Here is a 24,350-nt window from a genome sequence, read left to right on the forward strand (position 1 = left end):
ACATATCGCAGGGACAAAATGGGGACTAAAACAGTATCTGAAGATGGACCGGCTTGAGGAGCAGGCAAGGGAATTGGCAGCATAGAGGGAAAACCAGATGAGGACACCAAATTAAATGTGCGAAAGATTCTTGACACTATCTTGGCTGGGTCCGCGCTCATTAGTAGGACTGGACCGCCGGAGTTACCCTTTGTCATTGAAATATCGAGCCACGCTACGTCGCGATCACTACCTTGACCGAGATAGCCACCAGTCCTCCACTTCGACGACAACATTCCCCTGGTCACAATCGATTGTTCTACACCAAGTGGTTACCCGGCAAGATAGATGTCGTCGCCTTCTTGAACATCGGCAAAGCGACCAAGTGGTAAAGGTTTCAGCGATTTGCCTGTTACTGTCAGTAAAGCAACGTCCTTACCAATGATTCCTTCAAGTTTGCGCCCGAGACAGTTGGATGAGGCATAGCAGGAAACCTGGTGCCGTCGGCAAACTCGACCTCAATTTGCTGCGCGAAAGTGACACTTGTCTGGCCATTAGGAGCCTGTGATATTTGCTGCACTACATGAAAATCCGTAGCCACGAGATCGGGTGCGACGGCGAAACCTGTTCCTGATGGCTGCCCGTTAACTACGATTCTGAATACCGACTCTCGTATTTTTTTAACGCGCTGGTTCATCTGTGATTCCTTTTGTGACGCCGTTAAAGGGGAGTAAAGCATAAGGATGAAAATGCCAACGAGCGATAAGAAACGAAATGTGAAAGACATATGTGACCTCCTTCTCAGTCTAACGCCGGGCATGAGGGGCAGGGGAAATATAATTAATGAAAAAAACCGACAGTTTATCCCCGGTCGGCCTCGATGGACTTGTTAGCGATTTGTCGTCTATATTTATTGGTTTGCCAAAATTGAATAAATGCTATCAGAGTCGACACTGCAAACGCAATTATTGATATCCAATAACTTCTTGTAGAATCTTTCAGATACCTTGCAACAAGTATATTTTTATTTCTGAGTTCGTCAGCTATTTTATTAACTTCAGTTTGTACAAGCGGATACTGAGCTGACAATTTCAGTCTGATATTTTCAAAATAATCTTTTTGAATATCTTCTAGACTATCAAAAGGATTCGTTTGAATATATTCTTTAATTATAGAATCAACACGCTCAAGAAGTATATTGAAGTCTTTAGGGGAATCTTTCCAAGCAGGCCTAGTCTCAAATAGACCCAAGCGAAGATCCTCCAATATTACCGAGAGGGGCACGTCAGAATCATAATAGGAGGAGCGCCCCGACAACCTGTCAAGTATAGTATATCTTTCGATTTCTCGATTGGCGTACAACTGTTTTACAGCTTTTAGGTCACCGTTCTGCATTATCACGTGTTGCATGTCTCTTTTAATTGTATCTTTTTTAACAACTTTCTCAGACCCAAAGACGATAAAATAAAAACCAAGAATCAACAGAACAATAAAGGCCAATGGAATTACTACATCTGCAATACTTTCTAAATGACTGATCGATTCTGTCTTTTCCACTAATAAGCCTCCTCAACAAATTGTAATTCAGCGAACAGTATTAATCGCAAACTAAATCATATATCATGTCGTTTTATTTGAGCGCTAACCAGTTATTATGTAGTTACAGTAAAGCATCTAATATCATATACAAGCATCTAATATTAGATACCTGTGTTGCATATAGTATTAGATGCTTTTGCATCTTTTACCCTCTTGGCAAAGCATCTAATACTATATGCTTTGCCAAAGCTGTTCCCCTGATATTCCCGTATCTGATAAACCACAATTTCATATCCGGTTTCCATCTGCCTTTAGCAGTCCTCGCCGCCTCTCTCAAATCCTTTTCAGTAAAACTGATTCATACAGGCACACGATCATTGTCGGCAAACTTTTGTGCCGGAGGCTGCCATGCTATTTTCTCGACAACAAGTTCTACGGTCTTGATTCCTGACAGACGCATCGACAATCCCACTGCTGTTTTTTGACAGGCTGCCGCCGATAGCTGCCCAGCGGAGATGAAAGGCAGCATAGTTTTGTTTTCATGAATGTCTGCACGGGTCATACGTGAATACATAAGAGGAATGGCTTTATCTCTTTTTGTCCCCTGAGAAAGTTTAATGAAACATCCGGAAAATGTAAATATATAAACCTGCGATTGTGTAACTATTCAGTGAAGTGGGATAAACATGAAAGATTCCGGGTACCCACACATAGGGCACAAGCAAGCCGGAATGACAACCACACCATAGCATGAAGAGCGAGGAGACAAAAAAGACCGCAAGCATCTGATGCGATGCTGCGGCCTTTTATAAACGAGGAAATAAAACGGTTATTTTGTGTTCAGGGCTTCTTTGAGCGCTTTGCCGACCTTGAAATAGAGGACCTTCTTGCCGGGCACGTCAACACTCTCCCCGGTCTTCGGGTTCCTCGCCTTTCTTGGGTTGCGGTTCTTCAACCGGAAGTTTCCAAACCCGCGTATCTCGATCTTCTCGCCGTTCATCAGAGCCTTTTTGATGCTTTCAAACACTGTCTCGACAACGATCTCTGTCTGGTTTCGTGTAAGACCGTCAACCTTTTCCGAGACCTTTTCAATAAGGACTGACTTTGTCATATGACCTCCGTTCCTAAGGTGTATAGAGAAATTTTATCCTGAGTGTCGGAAAAATATCCGTAAGCTCTTTAGGGAATCTGCCCTTCAGGAGTTCCATGAAAGAGGTCTTTTCCTTTTTCTCCACCACGTCCGGCTCTCCTGAAATGCCGACCAGTTCAGCTGTTTTTCGTATCGTGTCTTCGAGTGTGCCGAGTTCATCAACCAGCTTCTGTGCTTGTGCCTGTTGGCCGCTGAAGATTCTGCCGTCAGCAATTGCCCTTACATCCTCGACCTTCAGCTTTCTTCCGGTTGCCACTGCCGTGATGAACTGCTCGTGCACGTTGTCCATCACGCCCTGAAGGAGTTCCCGCTCTTCGGGCCCCATTTTTCTGAATGCCGAGGCCATGTCCTTGTGTTTGCCGCTCTTGATCACTTCCGTCGTGATCCCGATCTTGGACATAAGGCCCTCGATGTTCGGGATCTCCATGATCACGCCTATGGAGCCGGTCAACGTGCCGGGATTGGCAATGATCATGTCAGCAGGGGCGGCAATATAGTAGCCGCCGGATGCGGCGATGGAGCCCATGGATACCACAACTTTCTTTGCCGCAACAGCTTTTTTCACTTCCTCATAGATTTCCTGAGAGGGGGCTACTGCTCCGCCCGGGCTGTTAATCCGGAGGATGATCGCCTTGATCGAGAGGTCTTTGGTATGTTCCTTGATTTCCTCTACGATATCCCTGGAATCGAGGATAGGACCTTCAATCCTGACCAGCGCAACCCGGCTCCTGAGCGGTATCTTCTTCTGCAACAGCGTAAGGGACAGACTTATCACCATGAGGCAAAGGAGAACGATACTTATGACAACACAGGCCTTCTTCAATGTTCAGTCTTTCCCACATGTTTCATGCTGAGGCCGATCTTCCGTTCGTCCGCGTCTATCCTGATGATGCGGGCCCTGAGATGGTCGCCATCCTTGATCGGGTCTCCCTCCGGCTGTATGATCTCAGAGGAATAGATAAGTCCTTCAACGCTGCCTTCCATTTCGAGAAAAATGCCAAAATCAGTTGTCTTCAGCACTACACCGGAAATCTCATCGCCGAGCTTGAACTGCTCCGGGATCCTGCTGATCCAGGGATCGGGCTCGATCTGTTTCAGGCCGAGTGCAATTTTTTCTCTTTCGGCATCGATAGAGAGGATGACTGCATCGACCTTTTGCCCCTTTTTCAGAAGCTCTGAAGGATGTTTTACGTGTTTTGTCCAGGACATGTCGGATATATGGATGAGGCCATCGATACCTTCCGGGAGGCCTACGAAGGCGCCGAAGTCAGTGATGCTTCTGACTTTTCCTGATACGATCTGCCCGGGCTGATAATGTTCCCTGACCAGCTGCCAGGGACTCTGTTTTGTCTGGCGAATGCTGAGAGAGAGTTTGCGATCTGCCTGATCAACTCTCAGGACAGCAGCCTCTACCATCTCACCGATCGACAGATATTTGGACGGATGCTTTGGTCTCGGTGACCAGTCGATCTCAGAGACATGGACAAGACCTTCAAGACCGCTTTCGATCTCAATAAATGCCCCATAATCGGTGATGCTCACGACCTTGCCTTTTACCCTTGCACCCACCGGGTATTTCGCTACGATGTTTTCCCAGGGGTCAGGGTTTTTCTGTTTGAATCCGAGGGTAACTTTCTCTTTTTCAGCGTCATACTTCAGGACCTTGACTTCAATTTCATCGCCAACGGAAAAGAACTCATTGGGGTGGCTTATTCTTCCCCAGGAGATGTCCGAAATGTGCAGAAGTCCATCCAGCCCGCCGAGGTCTACGAATACACCGTAGTCCGTGATATTCTTGACGACACCATGAATAAGCGCGCCTTCAACGATCTTGCCGAGGGTTTCGCCCTTTTTCTGCGACCGCTCCTCTTCAAGGATGATCCTTCGCGATACGATGATGTTGGAGCGTTTGCTGTTCATCTTGATGATTCTGAAGGACATGATCTTTCCGATCAGACTGTCGAGGTCCTTGATCAGTTTGATATCGATCTGCGAAGCAGGAAGAAAGGCCTTGACGTCGCCGATATCAACGGTCATCCCGCCCTTGGTCTTTTCAATGATCTTGCCATCGATGAGGCTGTTTTCCTGCGCTGCTTTTTCTAGGGAATCCCAGGACTTGATTTTTGATGCCCGTTCTTTGGAAAGGCGCATCATGCCTTCGGAATCCCGCATCTGTTCGACATATACCTCAAGGGTATCACCGGGCTTTAGCTGCCGCAGCTCTTCCTCGGAGAACTCTTCTTTTCTGATAAAGCCCTCAGACTTATACCCGATGTCGGCCATGACACCATCTGCCTTAATAGAGATCACTTTGGCACGCAGCAGCGCGCCAGGAGAGATCGTCTGGAACGTCTCGGCGTAGAGCCTCTCCATTTCGTTGTTGTTCATCGTTTCATCCATTACTGGCTTCCCCCTATAGTATGTATTCTTTTTTCTACTTTTCGTATGATCCAGTCAGGCGTCGAAGCGCCTGCGGTAATGCCGACTTTTTTTACACCGTCAAACCAGGACGCATCAAGCTCATCTTCTGTCTCGATGTGATAGGTTCTGACCGACATGGAACTGCAGAGGTGGGAAAGCTGTGTCGTGTTTGCGCTGTTCTTGCCGCCTACAACGATCATGATATCCACCTTATGCGCCATTTTTTCTGTCTCTTTGAGCCGCAGGGCTGTCGAGTTGCATATTGTATTATATACCTTTACTTCCCGCGCGTGTTCAATGATCTGCGAAAGGGCCTTTTTCAGCGCCTCAATGGGCTGGGTGGTCTGGACAACGACGCCGACTTTCGGTTTGAGTTTCGGCAGCGCGGAATTATCATCAAGCACTATGGCATCGTCACCCGCATAGCTAACGATACCCTTTACCTCAGGATGGTTTCTATCCCCCAAAATAACGACCTGATAGCCATTTTCCTTCAAAAGTTTAGCATAGTGCTGTGCATTTTTTACAAACGGGCAGGTCGCGTCAATGATCTTGATGCCCCTGGATGTGATCGAATCGTAGGTCTGGAAGGGTATGCCGTGGGTCCTGATAATCAGTGAAGAAATCTTTTTGTTATCAAGGTCGTCTATCTCAAGGGGGGATATGCCTTCCTCCTCCAGCTTCGCAATGACCTGGGGGTTATGGATGATCGGGCCGAGCGTGTAGAGGCCTTTTTTATTGTCCTTTGCCATATCAAAGGTAATATCAATAGCACGCTTTACGCCAAAGCAGAAGCCTGCCCGTTTTGCGGTGATAATCTTCATATCAGATGCACCGCTTCACCGCTCTTCACCCTGCTGGATGATCCTGAGGATTTTTCTGAATACGTCCTGCACGGACATGCCTGTGGAGTCGATGACTACCGCATCCTCTGCTATTCTGAGAGGTGCCAGATCTCTGCCTGAGTCTCTGGCATCACGCTCAAGAATATCCAGATGGATCTTTTCTTTACTGACCTCATATCCCCTTGCATTCATTTCAAGGGTGCGGCGTTCTGCCCGTTCTTCTGCAGAGGCATCGAGATAAAACTTTTTGTACGCATAGGGAAAAACTACGGTTGTCATGTCTCTGCCTTCAGCTACCAGGTTTTCATGCTGCAATGCCTCTCTCTGGATATCGAGCAGTAATTCCCGGACAAGACGGTGGGCAGAAAAAACTGACGCGAAGTGGCTTGCCTCAGGTGAACGGATCTCCTCAGAAACGTTCTTATGGTTCAGATAGACCTTGCCCTTTCTGAAGGATACCTTTGTTATTTCCAGTGCTGCTGCGATCTCATCATCGCCCGAGTCCTCATTCAGTCCCCGGTGCAGGAGGCCAAGTGCAACAGCGCGGTATAAGGCGCCGGTATCAAGGTATTCATAGCCGAGGTCCTGCGCAAGGAGTTTGGCGATGGTGCTTTTGCCTGCCCCTGAAGGCCCGTCTATGGCGATTACCTTGTTCATGCGGTCAGCCTGCGGATGTCTGCGAAAAAATCAGGGAATGAAATGGCAACGGCAGAGGCGTTGTTGATCACGGTCGTACCCCCGGCAAGAAGGCCTGCCACTGCCATGGCCATGGCGATCCTGTGGTCACCATGGCTGTCTACTTCTGCAGCCTTGAGGGTTTCATTGCCGGTTATGCTTATGCCGTCAGGGAACTCCTCGAGTGCTACCCCCATTTTGGAAAGTTCTGCAGCCATTGCCTTGATGCGGTCCGATTCTTTCAGTCGCAGTTCTTCTGCGCCCCTGATAATGGTCGTGCCTTCCGCCCGCGCAGCGGCAATGCAGAGGATCGGGAACTCGTCGATCAGGGAAGGCACCATCTCGGCAGTGACCGTTGCCGCCTTCAGGCCTGCCTGTCCTTTGCAGAAGATGTCTGCCACCGGCTCCCCGGATACGGAACGCACATTTTCTATCTCTATATGCGCTCCCATACTCCGTAAGACATCGATCAGGCCGGTCCGCGTCGGGTTGATCCCGACATTCCGGAGGATAACCTCTGCCCCCGGGATCAGGAGCGCCGCGACCATAATAAAGGCAGCTGAAGAAAAATCGCCCGGCACGTCGATCTCCTGAGCATAAAGCTCTTTACCTGAATGGACCGATACGTTCAGCCCGTCTGTTTTGAGGTCTGCGCCGAAAGCAGGCAGCATACGCTCTGTATGGTCGCGCGACTTTGAGGGCTCAGTTATCATGGTCATGCCCCCTGCATAGAGACCTGCCAGCAAAATAGCTGATTTGACCTGGGCACTCGCCATCGGCATATCGTAAACGATAGCTTTGATGTTGCCGCCGCTGATCGCGAACGGTGCGTAACGGTTGTTGTCCCTTCCTGTAATGTGGGCACCCATAAGGCTGAGGGGTTTGATGATCCTTGCCATAGGCCGGCTGCGCAGAGAGCTGTCTCCTGTCACCACCGAGAAGAACGGGTTTGCGGCAAGCACGCCTGAAAGGAGGCGGATCGTTGTGCCTGAATTTCCGCAGTCGATGACGTCAGCCGGTTCAGTAAGTCCATGCAGCCCTTTGCCGTAAATAATAAGGGTATGCCCCTGGTCGTCGATCTCTATCCCGAGGGTCCTGAAGGCATGCATGGTGCTTTCGGTGTCCTGTGCCCTGAGAAAGTTTCTGACCATGCCCTTCCCTTTGGCTAACGAGGAGAACATTACAGCCCTGTGTGATATGGACTTGTCAGGGGGCGGGGTCACCTCTCCTGAGAACCGCGCTGCTTTTGTTATCTCAATCCTGTCCAATGTTTTCCCTCGCTTCGCTCGCTCTGGCGAACTCCCGCCTGAGCGAGCCCGCATCACCTGTATTTAGATGCGTCTCTAACCGGCTCAGATTATTCCTGAATACTGCTATCATCTCTATAAGATTCTGTCTGTTGAGCAGAGAAATATCCGACCAGATATCCGGAGAACTTGCGGCGATCCTGGTCATGTCCCTGAAGCCCTGACCGCAATAGGACAGATAAGAGGCGTCAATGTCCGATACGGTATTGACCATGGTATATGCAATAAGATGGGGCAGGTGGCTTACGGCAGCATATACCCTGTCATGTTCGGCAGGACCCATAGACAGTATCTTTGATCCCAGGCCTGTCCAGAGAGCTGTAACCTTCTTCAGCGCAGCGGGATCGGACTGTTCCGTAGGTGTTACGATGCAGAGTGCATCACGGAACAGATCAGCATGCGCAAAATCAATACCTGAACGGTCACTGCCGGCTATGGGATGGCTGCCGATGAAATGCACATCAGGAGGCATCAGCCTTTCAAGCTCAGAAACGAGGTCGCCTTTGACGCTCCCCACATCAGTGACGATCGCTCCTTTCTTGAAAGAAGGGGCGGCCTGTTTTACCAGTTCAATAAAAGACCCTGTTGGTGCAGCAAGGAGAATGAGGTCAGCATCGCTGCATGCTGATGCAGGATCTGAAGAAATAACGTCGATAATCCCCATATTTCTTGCGCGCTCAAGATTCCCCCTGCTTCTGCCATAGCCAAATACATGGCCGGAGATATTCTGTTTTTTTACCGCAAGGCTGAAGGATGCGCCGAGCAATCCAACGCCAAGGACTGCTGTCTTAGGGAAGACCAACGATCAGATCTCCCTGCCAACGGCGGCTGCTACCGGTTTCATCTCTTTCATGAGTTGTTCGAACTGTTCCGGTCTCAGGGACTGGTCTCCGTCAGACATCGCCTCTTCAGGATTGGAGTGCACCTCGATAATAAGCGCATCAGCTCCTGCTGCAATTGCTGCTTTTGCCATGGGAGCGACCAGGCTCCGCTTGCCCACGCCATGGCTTGGGTCAACCACAATGGGCAGATGGGTAAGCTCCTTCAAAACAGGCACAGCGCTGAGGTCAAGCGTATTTCTTGTTGCGGTTTCGAAAGTCCTGATGCCCCGCTCGCAGAGCATGACATTATGATTGCCGCGGGACATGATATATTCTGCAGACATGAGCCATTCCTTGATGGTCGATGCAAGTCCGCGCTTCAGCAGCACCGGCTTATCGGAAGTACCGACCTCAAGAAGGAGCCTGAAGTTCTGCATGTTGCGTGCGCCGATCTGAATGATGTCCGTATATTTATTGATCACATCCATGTCGCGCGGGTCCATGATCTCGGTGATGATCGGCAGTCCGGTCTTCTCCCGCGCCTCTGCAAGATACTGAAGCCCTTCTTCCCCGAGTCCCTGGAATGCATACGGGGATGTGCGGGGTTTAAATGCGCCGCCGCGCAGGAATGTCGCTCCGGCAGCTTTTACTTTTTCGGCGATACTGCTGAGCACGGTCCTGTTTTCTACGGCGCAGGGGCCTGCCATGACCGGTATTTTTTTCCCGCCGATGGCAATGCCGCGTACGTTGATGACGGTATTTTCTTTCTGAAACTCACGGCTTGCAAGCCTGTACGGTTTGACGATCCGGACGACATTTTCAACACCCGGTGCAGCACGGAACGAGTCTTCCTCTTCTTCCGTCACCTTTGAGGTGTCACCGATGGCGCCGATGATCGTCCTCTCCGTGCCTTTTGATATATGCGCCTGCAGCCCCCGGCTTTCGAGCTTCTTGACGATATGACGGATGTCTTCTTCCGTTGCTTCAGCACCTAATACAATGATATCCATTTTGATATTCCTCCAGAGTTAGTGTACGTGTCAGTTTGCCGTGTCAGTAGTGGTCTGTGTATTTCTTGTCTGACACTAAGCACTTACACTGATCACTTCTTTGAATGCTTCAATAAACCTTCTGTTTTCCTCAGGCAGACCGATGGTTACGCGGATCGCCCTGGGCCCCATCGGTCTTGTGATAACGCCTTTTTTCATCATGCTGTTGTTCAGGCCGACGGCGTCAGCTATCGGGATATAGATAAAGTTCGCCTCTGTCGGAACAAAGGAGATATTGAGAGCGGCGAGCTGCTGATACAGATATTCCCTGCCTTCGTTATTGGTTTTTCGGGAATTGGCTACGTGTGCCGTGTCTCTCAGTGCTGCCAGTGCCGCCTTCTGCGCTAGGGAATTGGTATTGAAGGGCTCCCTGAGTCTGTTCATGTCCGTAAGGATTTCTTTCTTCGCAATGCCATATCCTATGCGCAGCCCGGCAAGGCCATAGATCTTCGAAAAGGTCCTCAGGATAAGGATGTTTTTGCCTGCCCTAAATTGCTTCATGCTGTCTGCATAGTCAGGGGCAGTAACATATTCATAGTACGCTTCGTCAATCACGACAAGCATATCGTCAGTGATCTTTTCCATCAGGCGGTCAAACTCATCGTTCGTGTTGATTGTGCCGGTGGGGTTGTTCGGGTTTGCGATGAAGATCATCTTTGTCTTTGGCGTGATCGCCGCTGCCATCGCTTCAAGGTCATGGCGGAAGTCCTTCAGAGGCACCTGTATCGACTTGCCGCCGACAGACTGCACTGCCATGCCGTAAACGACAAAGGAGGGAGATGCCATGACCGCCTCGTCTCCTGCCTGCAGATAGGTCCGCGCAGCAATGTCGAGCAGTTCGTTTGAGCCATTGCCGAGAATCAGTTCATCAGGGGTTATCAAAAGCATTTCTGAAAGCGCATTTTTCAGGTAATATCCGGCTCCATCAGGATAGCGGTTCAGGTCTGAAAAGGAATCCTTTATCGCCTTGACGGCCTCGGGAGAGGGGCCGAGCGGGTTCTCGTTTGAGGCGAGCTTGATCGAGTTCGAAATGCCAAGCTCCCGTTCTAGTTCCTCGATCGGTTTGCCCGGCACATAGGGGGCAATGACTGCGATATAGTCAGGCGGTTTTATCATGATACCTTCCCCTGCGGATATGATCCTAAAATTTTAAGATAGAGACAGTTTTCTGTCAGCGAGTCGATGGCCTTGCGTATCTTTTTGTCTTCAACATGACCTTCCATATCGACAAAGAAAATATATTCCCAGGCCTTTCTCTTTGAAGGCCGTGATTCTATTTTTGTGAGATTGATCTTTGTCCTCTTAAAGGGCAGCAGCACTTCATAGAGCGCGCCCGGCTTATGCTTGATCGAGAACATGACCGAGGTCTTGTCATTGCCGGTGCGGTGCGGGAACTCCTTCGAGATGACCAGAAATCGGGTGATGTTCCTCCGGTTGTCCTGGATGTTTCTCTCAAGGATATTCAGATCATACATACGGGCCGCGATCTCGCTTGCGATTGCGGCAGTGTTTTTTTCCTTTGCAGCCAGTTCAGCTGCCTTGGCAGTGCTGGTCGATTCAGCGGCCGGCACACCGGGCATATTGGTTTCAAGCCATCCCCTGCATTGGGCGAGCCCCTGGGGATGTGAGTAGATCTTCCTGATCTTTGTCCTGTCTGTCTGTTTCGAAAGCAGGTTATGCGAGATCTCAAGGATGATCTCCGCAACGACCTGCAGCTCAGAGTCGATAAACATGTCGAGCGTGTGGCTCACAACACCTTCGTTCGAATTTTCGATCGGTACAACGCCGTACTCCGCCTTGCCGGTCTCGACATTCTCAAAGACCTTCTTGATGCTGTCAACAGGCAGAAAAGCTGCTGACGAGCCGAAATGGCGCAGGGCTGCAAGGTGCGTATAGGTCGCAAGGGGGCCGAGGCAGGAGACCTTCAGAGGCTCCTCAAGCGAGACCGATGCTGATAGTATCTCCCGGTAGATCGCCTTCAGTGCATCATTGGGGAATGGTCCTCTATTGTGCGAGGTAAGGCGCTCAAGGATCTGGCGTTCGCGGTCAGGCTTGTAGAAGCGGGACTTCTGCGTGCGCTTGATGCCGCCGACCTCGATGACTACTTCTGAACGCCTGTTTAAGAGTTCGAGTATTTCGTCGTCAAAGGCGTCGATCTTCTTTCTGAGCTTGTCCAGTTCACCCATGGTTATTGATTGTTCCCCCTCCGCAGGTTTTAGCGCGATTGAGCAATAATATTACCCGAAAAATCCTTATTTTTTCAAGGAGTTTGGCTGTTTGAGGGTAATCAAAATAACGCCATGCTTAAAGCACCTGTTGTTGCCCTCTTACCTCAAGAGGGGGTTCTTCCTCCCCTGAAGATAAGGGGAGGCGAGGAGGGGTTATGATTTACTGCCCTGCAACTGAATGAATTTGTTGCGGATGGGTCGCTCTTTACCTGATGAGGCATGCAAGAAGAATGTCATAAGGATTAATCTATTTCGTTTCTTTTCAGATAGATAGCTCCTCTCCTTTCCCAGATATTCCTTGACGGTGTCCTTATTTGCCCATATAATGACGAAAAAGATGCATGTGGCATAAAAAACAATGTTAACCCTAAGAAATAGAGATATTATGAAAAATTCAGAGGAAATTAAAATTAAAGTTATTCTCCTCATTGTTGGTGCATTTTTGGGATTCGTTTTTGGCGAGGCAATAGGTATTATGTGGTACGTTTTTTGTGCTCTTGTTCTCGGTTGGGGTGACAGTGCGCCAGATTGGTATTTCCAAATACAAGGCATAGTACAAACAACGATTCTTGTCATTTCCATAATCGCAGGAATCGTCGGTCTTCAATTCCTTTGGAATAGAGCACAGAGAAAGAAGAAAGGATTGGCACAATAATAAAAATAACCCAATTCGGCTTCGCCTCTTGGGTTATTTTTTCGTTCATGAACGTTCGCTAAGGAGATAACCCTGATGGTCGAGGAAAATGCCATGCAGATACTGCAGGAAGTTATCGAAGCGCATGGCGGTATGGAGTACTGGAACAGCCTCGAAGCGCTCGACGTCGAAATGTCAGCCGGCGGTTTTCTATTTACGGCAAAGCAACGGCCTGTTCTGCGCCGCGTGAGTATGCGGGCCCTCACGACCGAGCCTAAGTTCTTCATCTTTGATTTCCCGAAACCGGGTCAGACCGCTGAACTGATCGGCATTGACGAGGTCCGTATCCTTGACAGCAAAGGAAATATTATTGCGCAGAGACAAAACCCTCGTGCCGCATTCCAACGCATCCGCAGGCAGTTTTTCTGGGACGATCTGGACTTTATCTACTTCGCAGCCTATGCCACCTGGAACTATTTGACCGCGCCCTTCATGCTTAGCCGCAAAGGCTTTATTATTAAGTCGCTTGAACCATTACAGGGAGCCCCTGGACAATTCACCCGGCTTCAGGTGACCTTTCCCCCTGATATTCCAACACACAGCCGTGAGCAGATCTTCTACTTTGACGACCAGCGTCTTCTGCGCCGCCTCGATTATACTGCTGAAGTCGTCGGAGGCTGGGCGCACGCAGCACACCTCTGCGATGAATACAGGACCTTTGACAGGCTCAGGGCGCCGACCCGACGCAGGGTACTGCCGCTTCTTTTTGGGAATAAGCCGCTGCCCGGACCGACACTGGTTGAACTGCAACTGCATTCGATCCGGCCGGTTTTGACGGTGTGAGCCATCATCCGGATATGAAGCCTGAAAGAACAGAACGGGTGAGTATTCGTGTGCATGGAAGCAGGGACTTATATTGCCATGCTCAGGCCGTTTATGAAGTCCGCCGAAATTTAATGAAACAGAGCTGTAGAAAATAGTATTAATAAACTGAAGTTACCCCTGTCTAAAACCGCGTAATGCATTCCATACCCCGCAAGAATGAATCAACGCCACTCATATCCTCTGCCCTTCATACAGAAGGACTCACACAGTGACACGTCTCAAGCGTTTATACACCGGGTGCGGCATTGATCCCTGTCATGCGAAAGCTGTATATCCGTTTTATGCGGACTATACCACCCCTCGGGTATCGGGTCCGCAGTCTGTTCCCCAATGATTGCAGGGCCACATCCAGACAGGATGAGAATTATTCCTGTAGCGATAATTTCTTTCATTGAGTAACCCCTATTTTACATCATACTATAACAATTATAACAATTATCACAATTATCACAATTATCACAATTATCACAATTATCACAATTATCACAATTATCACAATTATCACAATTATCACAATTATCACAATTATCACAATTATCACAATTATCACAATTATCACAATTATCAGGCGCGTTGTTTTTGCGTATCCAGCCGGAGTGGCGCTGTCCTGGACGTGCCCCCGTATGGTTAGATTATACCCCATAGTAAAGATACAGAGGGGAAATCACATCGTCTACGAGAGGCTGAACCCTTCCACTTATTCCTTATACTCTGCATGGAAAATGCTTTCAAAATGTGAAACATGCAGCCAGAGAAAGGCACGCATCCCATTTCCTTGCCACGTTATCTTTTTTCAAGATGCAATAGCATTGCTTCGCTTTAGCTTTACGCTCAAACAATGGTATATTGTGCACTGTGAAAAATAGCAAAAGAAAGAACCCTCCTTTGCACTACGGCTGGGTTATTGTCTTTACCAGCATGTTCTGTATTATGGCCTGCCTCGGTTTTGGCCGGTTTGCCCTTGGGATGCTGCTGCCTTCCATGGCCGCAACGCTTCACCTTTCCTATTCCCAGATGGGTTTTATCAGCACCGCGAATTTTCTGGGATATCTGGCATCTGTTCTGATCAGCGGCCATATTGCGGTGAAGGCAGGACCACGCATAGTCATTTTTTTCTCCCTCCTGCTGGTTGGGGTATCAATGGCTCTCGTGAGCCGAGCTGTCTCTTTTTACCACGTATTGGTGCTCTATATGCTGACCGGCATCGGCAGTGGAGCTACGAATGTGCCTGTCATGGGGCTGGTATCCGCCTGGTTCAAGGCAAAGAAACGGGGCAGGGCAGCAGGCTTTGTGGTGATCGGCAGCGGTTTTGCCATCATCCTTTCGGGCAAGCTTATTCCCTATATAAATAGCGTAGCCGGAAGCGAAGGGTGGAGGACAAGCTGGCTTATCCTGAGCGGCATGGTGACGGTTATTGCGGTCATCAGCGCAATTTTTCTAAGGAACAGACCTGAAGACAAAGGCCTGATGCCGGTGGGGAGTGAGCCTTCCTCGTCTGCGCCGATAACGCCGAAACCGTTTATGAATGTTTACAAAGAAGGGATGATCTATTACCTTGGCGTCATCTATTTTCTCTTTGGCTATACCTATGTTATCTATGCGACGTTTATTGTCACAACCCTGGTTAAGGAACGGGGATTTTCAGAAGCCCTTGCCGGAAATTTTTGGGCATGGGTCGGCTTCCTGAGCCTTTTTTCCGGCCCGGTGTTCGGTACGCTTTCGGATAAACTTGGCAGGAAGACGGGACTGATTATGGTCTTTACACTCCAGACACTTTCCTATCTTCTTGTCGCCTCAGGTCTTCCGGGCCTGTTTCTTTATCTGTCGATCTTCTTTTTCGGGATTGTTGCGTGGTCCATACCTTCGATTATGGCTGCTGCGGTAGGCGACTATGTGGGAGCGCGCAATGCACCGGCTGCATTTGGCCTGGTGACCTTTATCTTCGGATTCGGACAGATAGCCGGACCTTCTGTGGCAGGAATTTTGGCTGAAAAAAACGGCAGCTTTTCCTCAAGTTTCCTGATGGCAGCAACGTTAGCGGGCGGAGCGATTTTGCTGACGCTGTTTCTGAGAAGACCGCAGGAGAAGGCGCGGGAAGGGATTGTCAGAACATAGCAGCAGGCACCGAAGGATTGCAGGCGTCAGGACTAAAAAATATCCCATGCTGATGTATCGACTACTCTTGTATCCAGCCGCCTGGTTAAGGTCCCTGCTAGGGCAAGTCAGGGAGCCTAATCGGTCTTCTTGATCGGTCTTCTGCTCTTTAGTGCCTTAAGCCGCTTCTTTTGTGCTTCTCTGCGTTTCCGCTTGTCTTTTTCCGAGGGTTTTTCATAAAAACTCCTCTGCTTGATCTCCCGGAAAAGCCCTTCTTTCTGCAGCTGGCGTTTCAGTACCTTCAGCGCCTTTTCAATGTCGTTTCCTGTGACTTTTATATCCAAGGCCGATTATCCCCGATCTCTTCCGAAGCCTTTGCCGCCACCAAATCCACCCTTGCCGCCGCCAAATCCGCCTCTGCCACCGCCGCCACCACCAAAGCTGCGTTTTTCCCTTGGCTGCTGAGGCTTCGCCTCTGCCACGGTCATCGCCCTGTCCATGAAGGTTGTCCCATTGAGAGCTGCAATTGCATTTTTCGCATCTTCTTCCGTTGCCATCTCCACGAAGCCAAATCCCTTGGGCTTGCCGGTAAACTGGTCAGTTATCATCTTCACGGATTCTACGTCGCCGCTTTTTGCGAAGAGTTCTCTCAGATCATCTTCTGTTGCCTGAAATGAGATATTGCCGACATAAAGCTTTTTTTCCACGGTACGTCCTCCTGTTAGTGTTCATACAATAAAAAAACCTCAAAGACTTTGAGAGTCTCTGAGGTTCCCTCAACTCCGAAAGTTACTGCATTACTATAAACAAAATAACAACATTTGTAAAATGCCAGACAGGCGCTCTGCCTGTATCAGGCTTCATGCCAATCCCGGCGGAAGCGGCAGACAGGCCTCTGACGCCCGTTTACAGGTAGCTTGCCAGGTCCCTGAGCAGACGCTCCGAGTCTTCCCATCCGAGGCAGGGGTCAGTGATCGATTTGCCATATACATTCTCGCTGATCTTCTGGGTCCCCTCAACGAGATAGCTTTCGATCATGAAACCTTTTACCTTGATCCTGAGCGTCTTTGAATGTTCGCGGCTCCTCATGACTTCTTTCGCTATCCTCGGCTGCTCATGGAACTTCTTGTTCGAATTTGCATGATTGGTATCCACAATAATGGATGGATGGGCAAGATTACGCTTTTTATATATTTCAGCCAGCCGGATAAGGTCTTCGTAATGGTAGTTCGGGATGTTCGTGCCGTAAGGGTCAACAGCCCCGCGGACAATGCAGTGGGCCAGAGGGTTTCCGGGGGTCTTCACTTCCCATCCGTTATACACAAAAACATGGGGCAGCTGTGCTGCCTGCACAGAGTTGAGCATAACCTCAAGGTCCCCGCCGGTGGGGTTCTTCATGCCGGAAGGGATATCAAGTCCGCTGATCGTAAGCCGGTGGAGCTGATTTTCTACTGACCGGGCTCCGACCGCCACATAGCTCAGAATATCTTCAAGATAAGGATAATTGCCGGGATAGAGCATCTCGTCTGCTGAAGGCAGGTGTGACTCTTCGAGGGCACGGATATGCATCTTGCGGATGGCCTTCAGGCCCTTCACCATATTCGGTGCTTCAGAAGGCTTTGGCTGATGCGCCATTCCCTTGTACCCTTCGCCGGTCGTGCGCGGCTTGTTGGTATAAATGCGGGGGATGATGATCAGTTTATCCTTCGTCTCGTCCTGGAGTTTGGCCAGACGCGCCACATATTCGCAGAGGGCTTCTTCGTTGTCTGCAGAGCAGGGCCCTATGATCACCAGGAGCTTGTCATTGGTGCCTTCAAAGACAGCCTTGATATCTTCATCCCGCTGCTTCTTGATCTTCTTCAGGCCTGCCGAAAGCGGCATGGTCTGCATGATCTCCTTCACGCTCGGCATTTCACGGACATACTGAAAGCTCATAATTTCCCTCGCTTTATGTTCAAAATATGTTCTTCATTGTAAAACATTCTGATATTTTTTTGTTCCAACCTTAATCCTGAGTGGAAAGATGAAATTATGTGGTTGCCACGTTTATGTTTCATTCACCCCGCCGGACATTTCAACGTTGGCTTGACACACCAGGAAACAAAGATTAGCATAACGCTTAAATAAGCCGTACAATCATCCCGTATTACTTCGCACCTTCGTGTCAACATTGGTTTGTCTTGTTATAGATAAGGGGAAGGGGTGCAAGAAATGAAAACGATCAGGAAAATTCTTATTGCAATGCTTCTGGCGATCGCTGTTCCCTGTTGGGCGCAGCCGCCGCCCCGTATTGCCTGGGTTTGGCCGGGAACCCCGGAAGGGACTGCAGTTGTCTTGGCTGCATTCAAGGCCGGTATGCGCGAAAACGGCATGATTGAGGGCAGACATTATATCCTCGACGAGCGCTATGCAGATGGAAAGTATGAACTCTTCCCGGCGCTCACCGAAGAGCTTCTGAAGCGAAATCCTGCAATACTCATGGTGAACACGATCGCATCGGTGCGTGCAGCTCAGCAGGCAACCAGGACAGTCCCTATCATATTTGTGAACACCAATGACCCGGTCGGCAGCGGACTGGTCGTAAGCCTATCACATCCGGGAGGTAATACAACCGGACTTTCGACCCAGAATGAGGATGCAAGCAACAAGTACATCGAACTGCTGAGAGAGTTACTCCCAGGTGTCTCACGTATTGCAGTCCTCAGCAACCCTGATAATCTGTCCTGTCCAAAAATATTTGAACGTTTCCGTGTTGTTGCTGCCTCCTTCGGAATTACTGCACGGGCGTTTGATGTGACAACGCCGGCCGGGCTTGATGCTGTATTCAAAGAGATAGCCCAGTACCGGCCCCACGCGTTATTGGTGCTCCCCGATGCAATGTTCTACGATCAGCGAGTCCTAATTTCCAAATTCTCAACGAGTCAGAGGATTCCGGCAATTGCTGCACAGTCGGGATTCGTAGCATCCGGATGCCTGATTTCATTTGGCCCAAATCGGCCGGATGTCTTTCGCCGTTCTGCAATCTACGTAAAGAAGATTCTCGGTGGGGCAAAGCCTGCTGACCTGCCAGTCGAGCAGCCAACCAAATTCGAGATAGTAGTGAACTCAAAAACCGCTAAGGCACTTGGAATCACCATCCCGCAATCCGTGCTTCTGCGGGCTGCCGAGGTGATCCAGTGAATGGATGGAGTGTTAGTATAAAAACAGACAGGAAGATATTAATTGCCATGCTCCTGCTGATTGCGCTTCCCTGTTGGGCGCAGCAGCCGCCCCGTATCGCCTGGCTATGGACGGGCAGCCCGGAAGGTGAGGCACATATCTCAGCCGCCTTCAAGGACGGCATGCGCGAAAACGGCATGGTTGAGGGCAGACACTATATCCTCGACGAGCGCTATGCAGACGGAAAGTATGACCGCTTCCCTGCGCTCACCGAGGAACTCCTGAAGCGCAACCCTGATATCATCATGGCGAACACGATTGCAGCGGTACGTGCGGCGCAGCAGTCGACCAAAACAGTTCCGATCATATTTGTAAGCACCAATGACCCGGTAGGCAGCGGTCTGGTCGCAAGCCTTGCGCATCCCGGTGGCAATACAACCGGACTTTCGAGTCAGAATGAGGACGCGATCAACAAGTACCTCGAACTTCTGCGTGAGGTGCTTCCCCGTGCGTCCCGTATTGCAGTCCTCAGCAACCCGGGTAATCCGTCAATCCCGAAAATGTTCGAGCGCGTCCGTGTTGTTGCCTCCTCCTTCGGAATTGCCACGCGGGCTTTCGATGTGACTACGCCCAAAGGTCTCGATACCGTGTTCAGTGAAATCGTACATTACCGGCCCAATGCGTTATTGGTGCTCCCCGATTCCATGTTCTCCTCTCAGCGAGACGTTATTTCCAGATTCGCTACAAGCAGCAGGATTCCCACCATCACCAATAATTCGCAATTCGTAACCTCCGGATGCCTGATCTCATTCGGCCCAAATCGCCCAGATATCTTTCGCCGTTCCGCGATCTATGTAAAGAAGGTCCTCGGAGGGGCCAAGCCTGCTGACCTTCCTGTCGAGCAACCAACCAAGTTCGAGATAGCAGTGAACTTAAAAACCGCCAAGACCTTTGGTATTACCATCCCGCGATCGGTGCTGCTGCGGGCGGACGAGGTGATTCAATGAATGGACAAGGAGTGCAAGAATGACTATGATCAGAATAATATTTATTGCAATGCTTCTGGTGGTCGCGGTGCCATGTTTAGCGCAGGCCCCGACGCGTATCGCATTCCTCTGGCCGGGCAGCCCGGAAGGGAGTGCTGTTTCCCTGGCCGCCTTTCGCGAAGGCATGCGAGAGAACGGTATGGTGGAGGGCAAGCACTATGTCCTCGAAGAACGCTACGCCAACGGGAAATACGAACAGTTACCCGCCCTTGCAGATGAGCTGGTGAAGCGCAACCCAACGATACTCATGGCGAGCGTGATCGCAGGGGTGCGTGCGGCGCAGAAGGCGACCAAAACTGTCCCGATCATATTCGTGGCCTCCAATGATCCGGTGGGCAGCGGCCTGGTTGCGAGCCTCGCACACCCCGGGGGCAACACAACCGGGTTTACGAGTCAGAATGAGGACGCGAGCAACAAGAATATCGAACTCCTGCGCGAAGTGCTTCCCCGTGCGTCCCGTATTGCAGTCCTCAGTAACCCGAAAAATCCGACGAACCCAAAAATGTTCGATCGTATGCGTGCTGCGGCGTCTACCCTTGGCATTACTGCACGTGCGTTCGATGCTGCATCGCCCGAGAGTCTCGCTGCCGCTTTCAGCGCGATTACACAGTACCGGCCGAACGCTCTATTAGTTTTAGGCGAGGCGATGTTCTACGATCAGCGAGACACTATTTCCAGGCTCGCGACAAGTCAGAAGATCCCGACCATCGCCGTCTATTCGGAATTCGTAACCGCCGGATGCCTGATGTCTTTCGGCGTAAACCGCCCTGAATTGTATCGCCGTTCCGCGATCTATGTGAAGAAGATCCTCGAAGGGGCCAAGCCTGCTGACCTTCCCGTCGAGCAGCCAACCAAGTTCGAATTGGCAGTGAACTTAAAAACCGCCAAGGCCCTCGGCATTACCATTCCACAATCGTTACTGCTGCGGGCGGATGTGTTGATTCAATGAACGGACCGGCATGAAGTTACGAGGGTTCTTCACAAAGAAGACCAATGCCGCTCCGGAGTTTTACCGTGGCAGACTGTTCCGCAAGAACTTTCTGCTGATCCTTCTGCTGGTCTGCGGGACGCTGTTTGTATCTGGCGGAACCAGTGCCTATTTTTCCTATTTGGAGCACCAGTCAACCCTTGGAAGCTTACAGCATGAGAAAGCGCATGCCGCTGCATTAAGAATCGAACAGTTCGTTTTCCAGATTGAACAACAGCTCAGTTTTGTTGCGCTCCCTCAGTTAGGCAAGGGCGCAGCAGGCATTGAACAGCGGAGGTTCGAATTTCTCAAGCTGATGCGGCAAGTGCCGGCTGTGAGCGATATTTCACAGCTCGACACTAATGGCAGCGAATTGCTGAAGGTGTCCCGCCTGGATATGGATGCTATAGGCTCCTCAATAGACCGCTCGCAGGACCCGGCCTTCCTCGGAGCTAAACCGGGAATAGCCTGGTACGGACCGGTCTATTTCAGGAAGGAGACCGAGCCGTATATGACAATCGCTGTGCGATCCCGCATCGGAGAGGGCGCTGTGTCCATTATCGAAGTAAACCTGAAGTTCATCTGGGATGTGGTGACAAACATCCAGATCGGTAAAAAAGGCAAGGCGTATGTGGTCGATAGCACCGGAAACCTCATCGCTGACCCCGACATTGGGCTGGTGCTCGGAAAGACCAACCTGTCCCGGCTTGATCATGTGAAATCTGCGCTTGCCGGGCAGGATGCATCAAATGTGAAGGTGATAAAAACGCATGATCGCTCTGGTAAAAAGGTCTTTGCCTCATACGCCGACATCGAACCATTAGGCTGGAAGGTATTTGTCGAGCAGCCAGTAACCGAGGTTTACGATACACTTTACGCCGCTATTTGGCGAACTGGATTTATGATGGTTGCAGGGATGTTGTTCTCGGTGCTGATTGCTCTCTGGTTTGCACGCGGACTGGTGCGTCCAATTCGCATACTGCAGGAGGGAGCGCAAAAAGTTGGCTCAGGCGAGCTGGATCAGAAGATCGAAGTGAATACCGGTGACGAGCTCGAATCATTGGCAAACCAGTTCAACAGCATGACCGAACGGCTTCGCGAGTCTTATTCAGGCATGGAACGTAAGGTTGATGAACGAACTGCTGAACTCCTTCTTGCCCGTGATGCTGCCGATGCCGCCAATCAGGCCAAGAGCATGTTCCTTGCCAGTGCGAGTCACGAGTTACGTACGCCTTTGAATGCCATCATCGGGTTTTCAGGGATACTGAAGAAGCGCATGTTTGGTGACCTGAACGCAAAGCAGGCTGAATATGTTGATGATATCTATACCTCAGGCAGCCACCTTCTGTCTCTTATCAATGATCTTCTGGACCTCGCCAAAGTTGAGTCGGGGCGCATAGAACTTGATGTCAAACAGTTCGACCTGCCGTCTGCTTTGGAGAATTCGATTACACTGGTAAGGGAACGCGCCAACCGTCATGGCATTGTTATTGATCTTGCTGTTGACTGCAACCTCGGGTCTTTTGTGGGTGATGAGCGCAAACTAAAGCAAATCATACTTAATCTGCTCTCCAATGCAGTAAAATTTACTCCGGACGGCGGCCGAATCAATGTGAAGGCTGGCCCTGTTGATGGAGGAGTGCAGATATCCGTGAGTGACACCGGCGTAGGCATCAAACCTGATGACCAGCAGGTTATCTTCGGTGAGTTTTGCCAGGTGGGCGATGATTCGCACAAACGTGAAGGCACGGGGCTCGGCCTCACGCTGACAAAGAGACTTATTGAGCTGCACGGGGGTAAAATACAGGTGGAGAGCGAGGCTGGAAAGGGTTCAATCTTTACCTTTACCCTAACGGAGGGACCATCATGTCAGGCAAGCTGATACTCATTATCGAGGACAATGAGAAGAACATGAAACTGATGAGGGATCTGCTTCAGTATGAGGGCTACGAGATCCTGGAGTCCGATACTGCAGAAGAGGGTCTTCGGTTGGCCGGCGAATATCTTCCCGCCCTTATTTTGATGGACATCGGGCTTCCTGGAATAAGCGGATTTGACGCGCTTAAGCGTCTCAGGGCATCTTCGGCTACAGCGTCCATTCCGGTGATTGCGGTTACCGCTTCGGTCATGACCCAGGACCATCAAAAGATCACCGAAGCAGGTTTTGACGGGTACCAGCGAAAGCCTCTTGAGATTGATGAGTTTCTTGAGGCTGTGCGTGGCACGATTGAGCGCTTCGGGGATCAAAGGATTACCGAATGAATAATCCGGCTAAAATCCTGGTGGTTGACGATACTCCTGCAAACGTAACGCTGCTTGCCGATTTACTTATGTACAAAGGCTACGAGGTTGTGACCGCGACCTCAGGGGCTGAAGCATTGGAAAAAGTGGAGACCGGGCAGCCCGACCTTGTCCTGCTTGATATCCTTATGCCGGGGCTGAACGGATATGAGGTCTGCCGTACCCTTCGCAAAAACCCTGCTACAGAGATCCTGCCGATAGTGATGGTCACCTCTCTTGATCCGGCCGAGGAACGTATGAATGGACTGCAGGCGGGCGCTGACGATTTCCTTGCCAAGCCTGTTGACGAACAGGAATTGCTGGTACGTGTGCGCTCGCTGCTCAGGATAAAGGAACTTTATGATACGGTCCAGGTCCAGGCAGTCCAGCTAACTGAGTGGAACAAGACCCTGGAGCAGCGCGTCCAGGACCAGGTGGAGCAGCTTGAGCGCATAGGACGGTTGAAACGTTTTTTCTCTCCTCAATTAGCTGAGCTTATCATCTCAGGTGGTGCAGATGATCCCCTGAAGGCCCACCGAAGGGAGGTGACGGTTGTCTCTTTAGACCTGCGCGGGTTTACCGCCTTCACTGAACTGTCCGAGCCTGAGGAGGTGATCTCGGTGCTGAACGAGTATCATATTGAGATGTCCAAACTCATTCTTGAATATGAGGGCACTCTGGAGCACTTTGTCGGCGACGGCATGATGATCGTATTTAACGATCCGGTGCCTCTGCCAAATCCGACTGAGCGTGCTGTCCGGATGGCTTCAGCCATGCGTAAGCGTATGGCTGCACTGAAAGATAAATGGCAGAAGCGCGGTCACAACCTTGACTGCGGTTGTGGGATCGCCCATGGCTATGCCACTATCGGGGCGATCGGTTTTGAAGGCCGTAAGGATTACTGTGTCATCGGCTCTGTAGCGAATATGGCAGCCCGTCTCTGCGCTGAAGCCAAAGGTGGACAGGTCCTCATTAATCAAAAAACGTTAGGCAAAATCGAAGAAATCGTCGAAGCAGAATCACTGGATCAATTATCCCTTAAAGGGTTTTCCAAACCCGTTGCCGCTTTTAATATTATCAAGCTCAAGGATCAGGAATTGTCCCGGATCCATAACAATGCTATTGCCGAAAAGGAATCCATTTGACAATGCTTCACTCAAAGGGCGAGAGGGAATTATTGGAAGAGTCTATTCGCCGAGTGATTTTGTTCAAGGACATTACAGAGAAGTATTTGAAGCAGATTGTTGATGATTTCAGTATTCTTCATGCCG

General features: G+C 50.2%; 24 protein-coding genes. 9 read left to right on the top strand and 15 right to left on the bottom strand.

Translation table 11 applies throughout. The features are described 5' to 3' along the window. Positions 1-397 precede the first annotated feature (397 nt). From HZB31_12550 to pheA, 12 genes are all read right to left on the bottom strand, one after another. Complete coding sequence (locus HZB31_12550; protein ID MBI5848748.1) at positions 398-766, bottom strand: hypothetical protein; 369 nt, start codon at positions 764-766, stop codon at positions 398-400. Between the two features lie 74 nt (positions 767-840). Next, on the bottom strand, positions 841-1,536 hold the full coding sequence (locus HZB31_12555; protein ID MBI5848749.1) for a hypothetical protein: 696 nt from the start codon (positions 1,534-1,536) through the stop codon (positions 841-843). A gap of 811 nt (positions 1,537-2,347) precedes the next feature. Beyond that, positions 2,348-2,629, bottom strand: a complete 282-nt coding sequence (locus HZB31_12560) for an integration host factor subunit beta (GenBank protein ID MBI5848750.1) — start codon at positions 2,627-2,629, stop codon at positions 2,348-2,350. Positions 2,630-2,642: 13 nt separating this feature from the next. Then, entirely contained in the window at positions 2,643-3,446 is an 804-nt protein-coding gene (sppA, locus tag HZB31_12565; GenBank protein MBI5848751.1) for a signal peptide peptidase SppA, read from the bottom strand. Positions 3,447-3,487: 41 nt separating this feature from the next. Continuing rightward, complete coding sequence (locus HZB31_12570) at positions 3,488-5,068, bottom strand: 30S ribosomal protein S1 (protein ID MBI5848752.1); 1,581 nt, start codon at positions 5,066-5,068, stop codon at positions 3,488-3,490. Then, positions 5,068-5,913, bottom strand: a complete 846-nt coding sequence (locus HZB31_12575; protein MBI5848753.1) for a 4-hydroxy-3-methylbut-2-enyl diphosphate reductase — start codon at positions 5,911-5,913, stop codon at positions 5,068-5,070. Before HZB31_12575 ends, HZB31_12570 begins: the two co-directional genes overlap by 1 nt. Before the next feature lie 15 nt (positions 5,914-5,928). Next, positions 5,929-6,591: a (d)CMP kinase gene (locus HZB31_12580; GenBank protein MBI5848754.1), complete on the bottom strand. Its 663-nt coding sequence runs from the start codon at positions 6,589-6,591 to the stop codon at positions 5,929-5,931. Continuing rightward, positions 6,588-7,931 carry a 3-phosphoshikimate 1-carboxyvinyltransferase gene (aroA, locus tag HZB31_12585; protein ID MBI5848755.1) on the bottom strand — a complete coding sequence of 448 codons (1,344 nt, stop codon included), beginning with the start codon at positions 7,929-7,931 and terminating at the stop codon, positions 6,588-6,590. The genes HZB31_12580 and aroA overlap by 4 nt, the downstream gene beginning before the upstream one ends. After that, positions 7,864-8,718 (bottom strand): prephenate dehydrogenase/arogenate dehydrogenase family protein, encoded by an 855-nt coding sequence (locus HZB31_12590; protein MBI5848756.1) that lies wholly within the window; start codon positions 8,716-8,718, stop codon positions 7,864-7,866. Before HZB31_12590 ends, aroA begins: the two co-directional genes overlap by 68 nt. A 3-nt stretch (positions 8,719-8,721) precedes the next feature. Further along, positions 8,722-9,747 carry a 3-deoxy-7-phosphoheptulonate synthase gene (aroF, locus tag HZB31_12595; protein ID MBI5848757.1) on the bottom strand — a complete coding sequence of 342 codons (1,026 nt, stop codon included), beginning with the start codon at positions 9,745-9,747 and terminating at the stop codon, positions 8,722-8,724. Positions 9,748-9,822: 75 nt separating this feature from the next. Beyond that, the gene (locus HZB31_12600; protein MBI5848758.1) at positions 9,823-10,902 is read right to left on the bottom strand and encodes a histidinol-phosphate transaminase; all 1,080 of its coding nucleotides are present in this window, start codon (positions 10,900-10,902) and stop codon (positions 9,823-9,825) included. Next, positions 10,899-11,972, bottom strand: a complete 1,074-nt coding sequence (gene pheA / locus HZB31_12605) for a prephenate dehydratase (protein ID MBI5848759.1) — start codon at positions 11,970-11,972, stop codon at positions 10,899-10,901. The genes HZB31_12600 and pheA overlap by 4 nt, the downstream gene beginning before the upstream one ends. A gap of 427 nt (positions 11,973-12,399) precedes the next feature. Here pheA and HZB31_12610 point away from each other — a divergent pair, with 427 nt between their 5' ends. The 3 genes from HZB31_12610 to HZB31_12620 all read left to right on the top strand — a co-directional run bounded on the left by HZB31_12610 (position 12,400) and on the right by HZB31_12620 (position 15,648). After that, complete coding sequence (locus tag HZB31_12610) at positions 12,400-12,669, top strand: hypothetical protein (protein ID MBI5848760.1); 270 nt, start codon at positions 12,400-12,402, stop codon at positions 12,667-12,669. Positions 12,670-12,744: 75 nt separating this feature from the next. After that, entirely contained in the window at positions 12,745-13,491 is a 747-nt protein-coding gene (locus HZB31_12615; protein MBI5848761.1) for a hypothetical protein, read from the top strand. A 960-nt stretch (positions 13,492-14,451) separates the two neighbouring features. After that, positions 14,452-15,648 (top strand): MFS transporter, encoded by a 1,197-nt coding sequence (locus HZB31_12620; GenBank protein MBI5848762.1) that lies wholly within the window; start codon positions 14,452-14,454, stop codon positions 15,646-15,648. A 116-nt stretch (positions 15,649-15,764) separates the two neighbouring features. Here the strand turns inward: HZB31_12620 and HZB31_12625 are convergent, their stop codons facing one another. The 3 genes from HZB31_12625 to HZB31_12635 all read right to left on the bottom strand — a co-directional run bounded on the left by HZB31_12625 (position 15,765) and on the right by HZB31_12635 (position 17,562). Then, positions 15,765-15,971 carry a 30S ribosomal protein S21 gene (locus HZB31_12625; GenBank protein MBI5848763.1) on the bottom strand — a complete coding sequence of 69 codons (207 nt, stop codon included), beginning with the start codon at positions 15,969-15,971 and terminating at the stop codon, positions 15,765-15,767. A gap of 6 nt (positions 15,972-15,977) precedes the next feature. Next, positions 15,978-16,334, bottom strand: coding sequence for an RNA-binding protein (locus HZB31_12630; GenBank protein MBI5848764.1), 357 nt, complete (start codon positions 16,332-16,334; stop codon positions 15,978-15,980). Positions 16,335-16,533: 199 nt separating this feature from the next. Then, positions 16,534-17,562 (bottom strand): 3-deoxy-7-phosphoheptulonate synthase, encoded by a 1,029-nt coding sequence (locus tag HZB31_12635; protein MBI5848765.1) that lies wholly within the window; start codon positions 17,560-17,562, stop codon positions 16,534-16,536. Positions 17,563-17,838: 276 nt separating this feature from the next. Between HZB31_12635 and HZB31_12640 the strand changes: the two genes are divergently transcribed. Genes HZB31_12640 through HZB31_12665 form a run of 6 tightly spaced genes read left to right on the top strand, consistent with a single transcriptional unit; the run spans position 17,839 to position 24,224 of the window. Next, positions 17,839-18,807 carry an ABC transporter substrate-binding protein gene (locus HZB31_12640; GenBank protein ID MBI5848766.1) on the top strand — a complete coding sequence of 323 codons (969 nt, stop codon included), beginning with the start codon at positions 17,839-17,841 and terminating at the stop codon, positions 18,805-18,807. A gap of 47 nt (positions 18,808-18,854) precedes the next feature. Continuing rightward, a complete protein-coding gene (locus HZB31_12645; protein MBI5848767.1) occupies positions 18,855-19,793 on the top strand; it encodes an ABC transporter substrate-binding protein in 939 nt (312 codons plus the stop codon). Between the two features lie 19 nt (positions 19,794-19,812). Beyond that, complete coding sequence (locus HZB31_12650; GenBank protein MBI5848768.1) at positions 19,813-20,781, top strand: ABC transporter substrate-binding protein; 969 nt, start codon at positions 19,813-19,815, stop codon at positions 20,779-20,781. A 10-nt stretch (positions 20,782-20,791) separates the two neighbouring features. After that, positions 20,792-22,681, top strand: a complete 1,890-nt coding sequence (locus HZB31_12655) for a sensor histidine kinase (protein ID MBI5848769.1) — start codon at positions 20,792-20,794, stop codon at positions 22,679-22,681. After that, on the top strand, positions 22,666-23,061 hold the full coding sequence (locus tag HZB31_12660; protein MBI5848770.1) for a response regulator: 396 nt from the start codon (positions 22,666-22,668) through the stop codon (positions 23,059-23,061). Before HZB31_12655 ends, HZB31_12660 begins: the two co-directional genes overlap by 16 nt. After that, positions 23,058-24,224 carry a response regulator gene (locus tag HZB31_12665; protein MBI5848771.1) on the top strand — a complete coding sequence of 389 codons (1,167 nt, stop codon included), beginning with the start codon at positions 23,058-23,060 and terminating at the stop codon, positions 24,222-24,224. Before HZB31_12660 ends, HZB31_12665 begins: the two co-directional genes overlap by 4 nt. Positions 24,225-24,350 lie beyond the last annotated feature (126 nt).

Source organism: Nitrospirota bacterium (assembly GCA_016235245.1).
In the GTDB taxonomy this organism is placed as follows: domain Bacteria; phylum Nitrospirota; class Thermodesulfovibrionia; order Thermodesulfovibrionales; family UBA6898; genus UBA6898.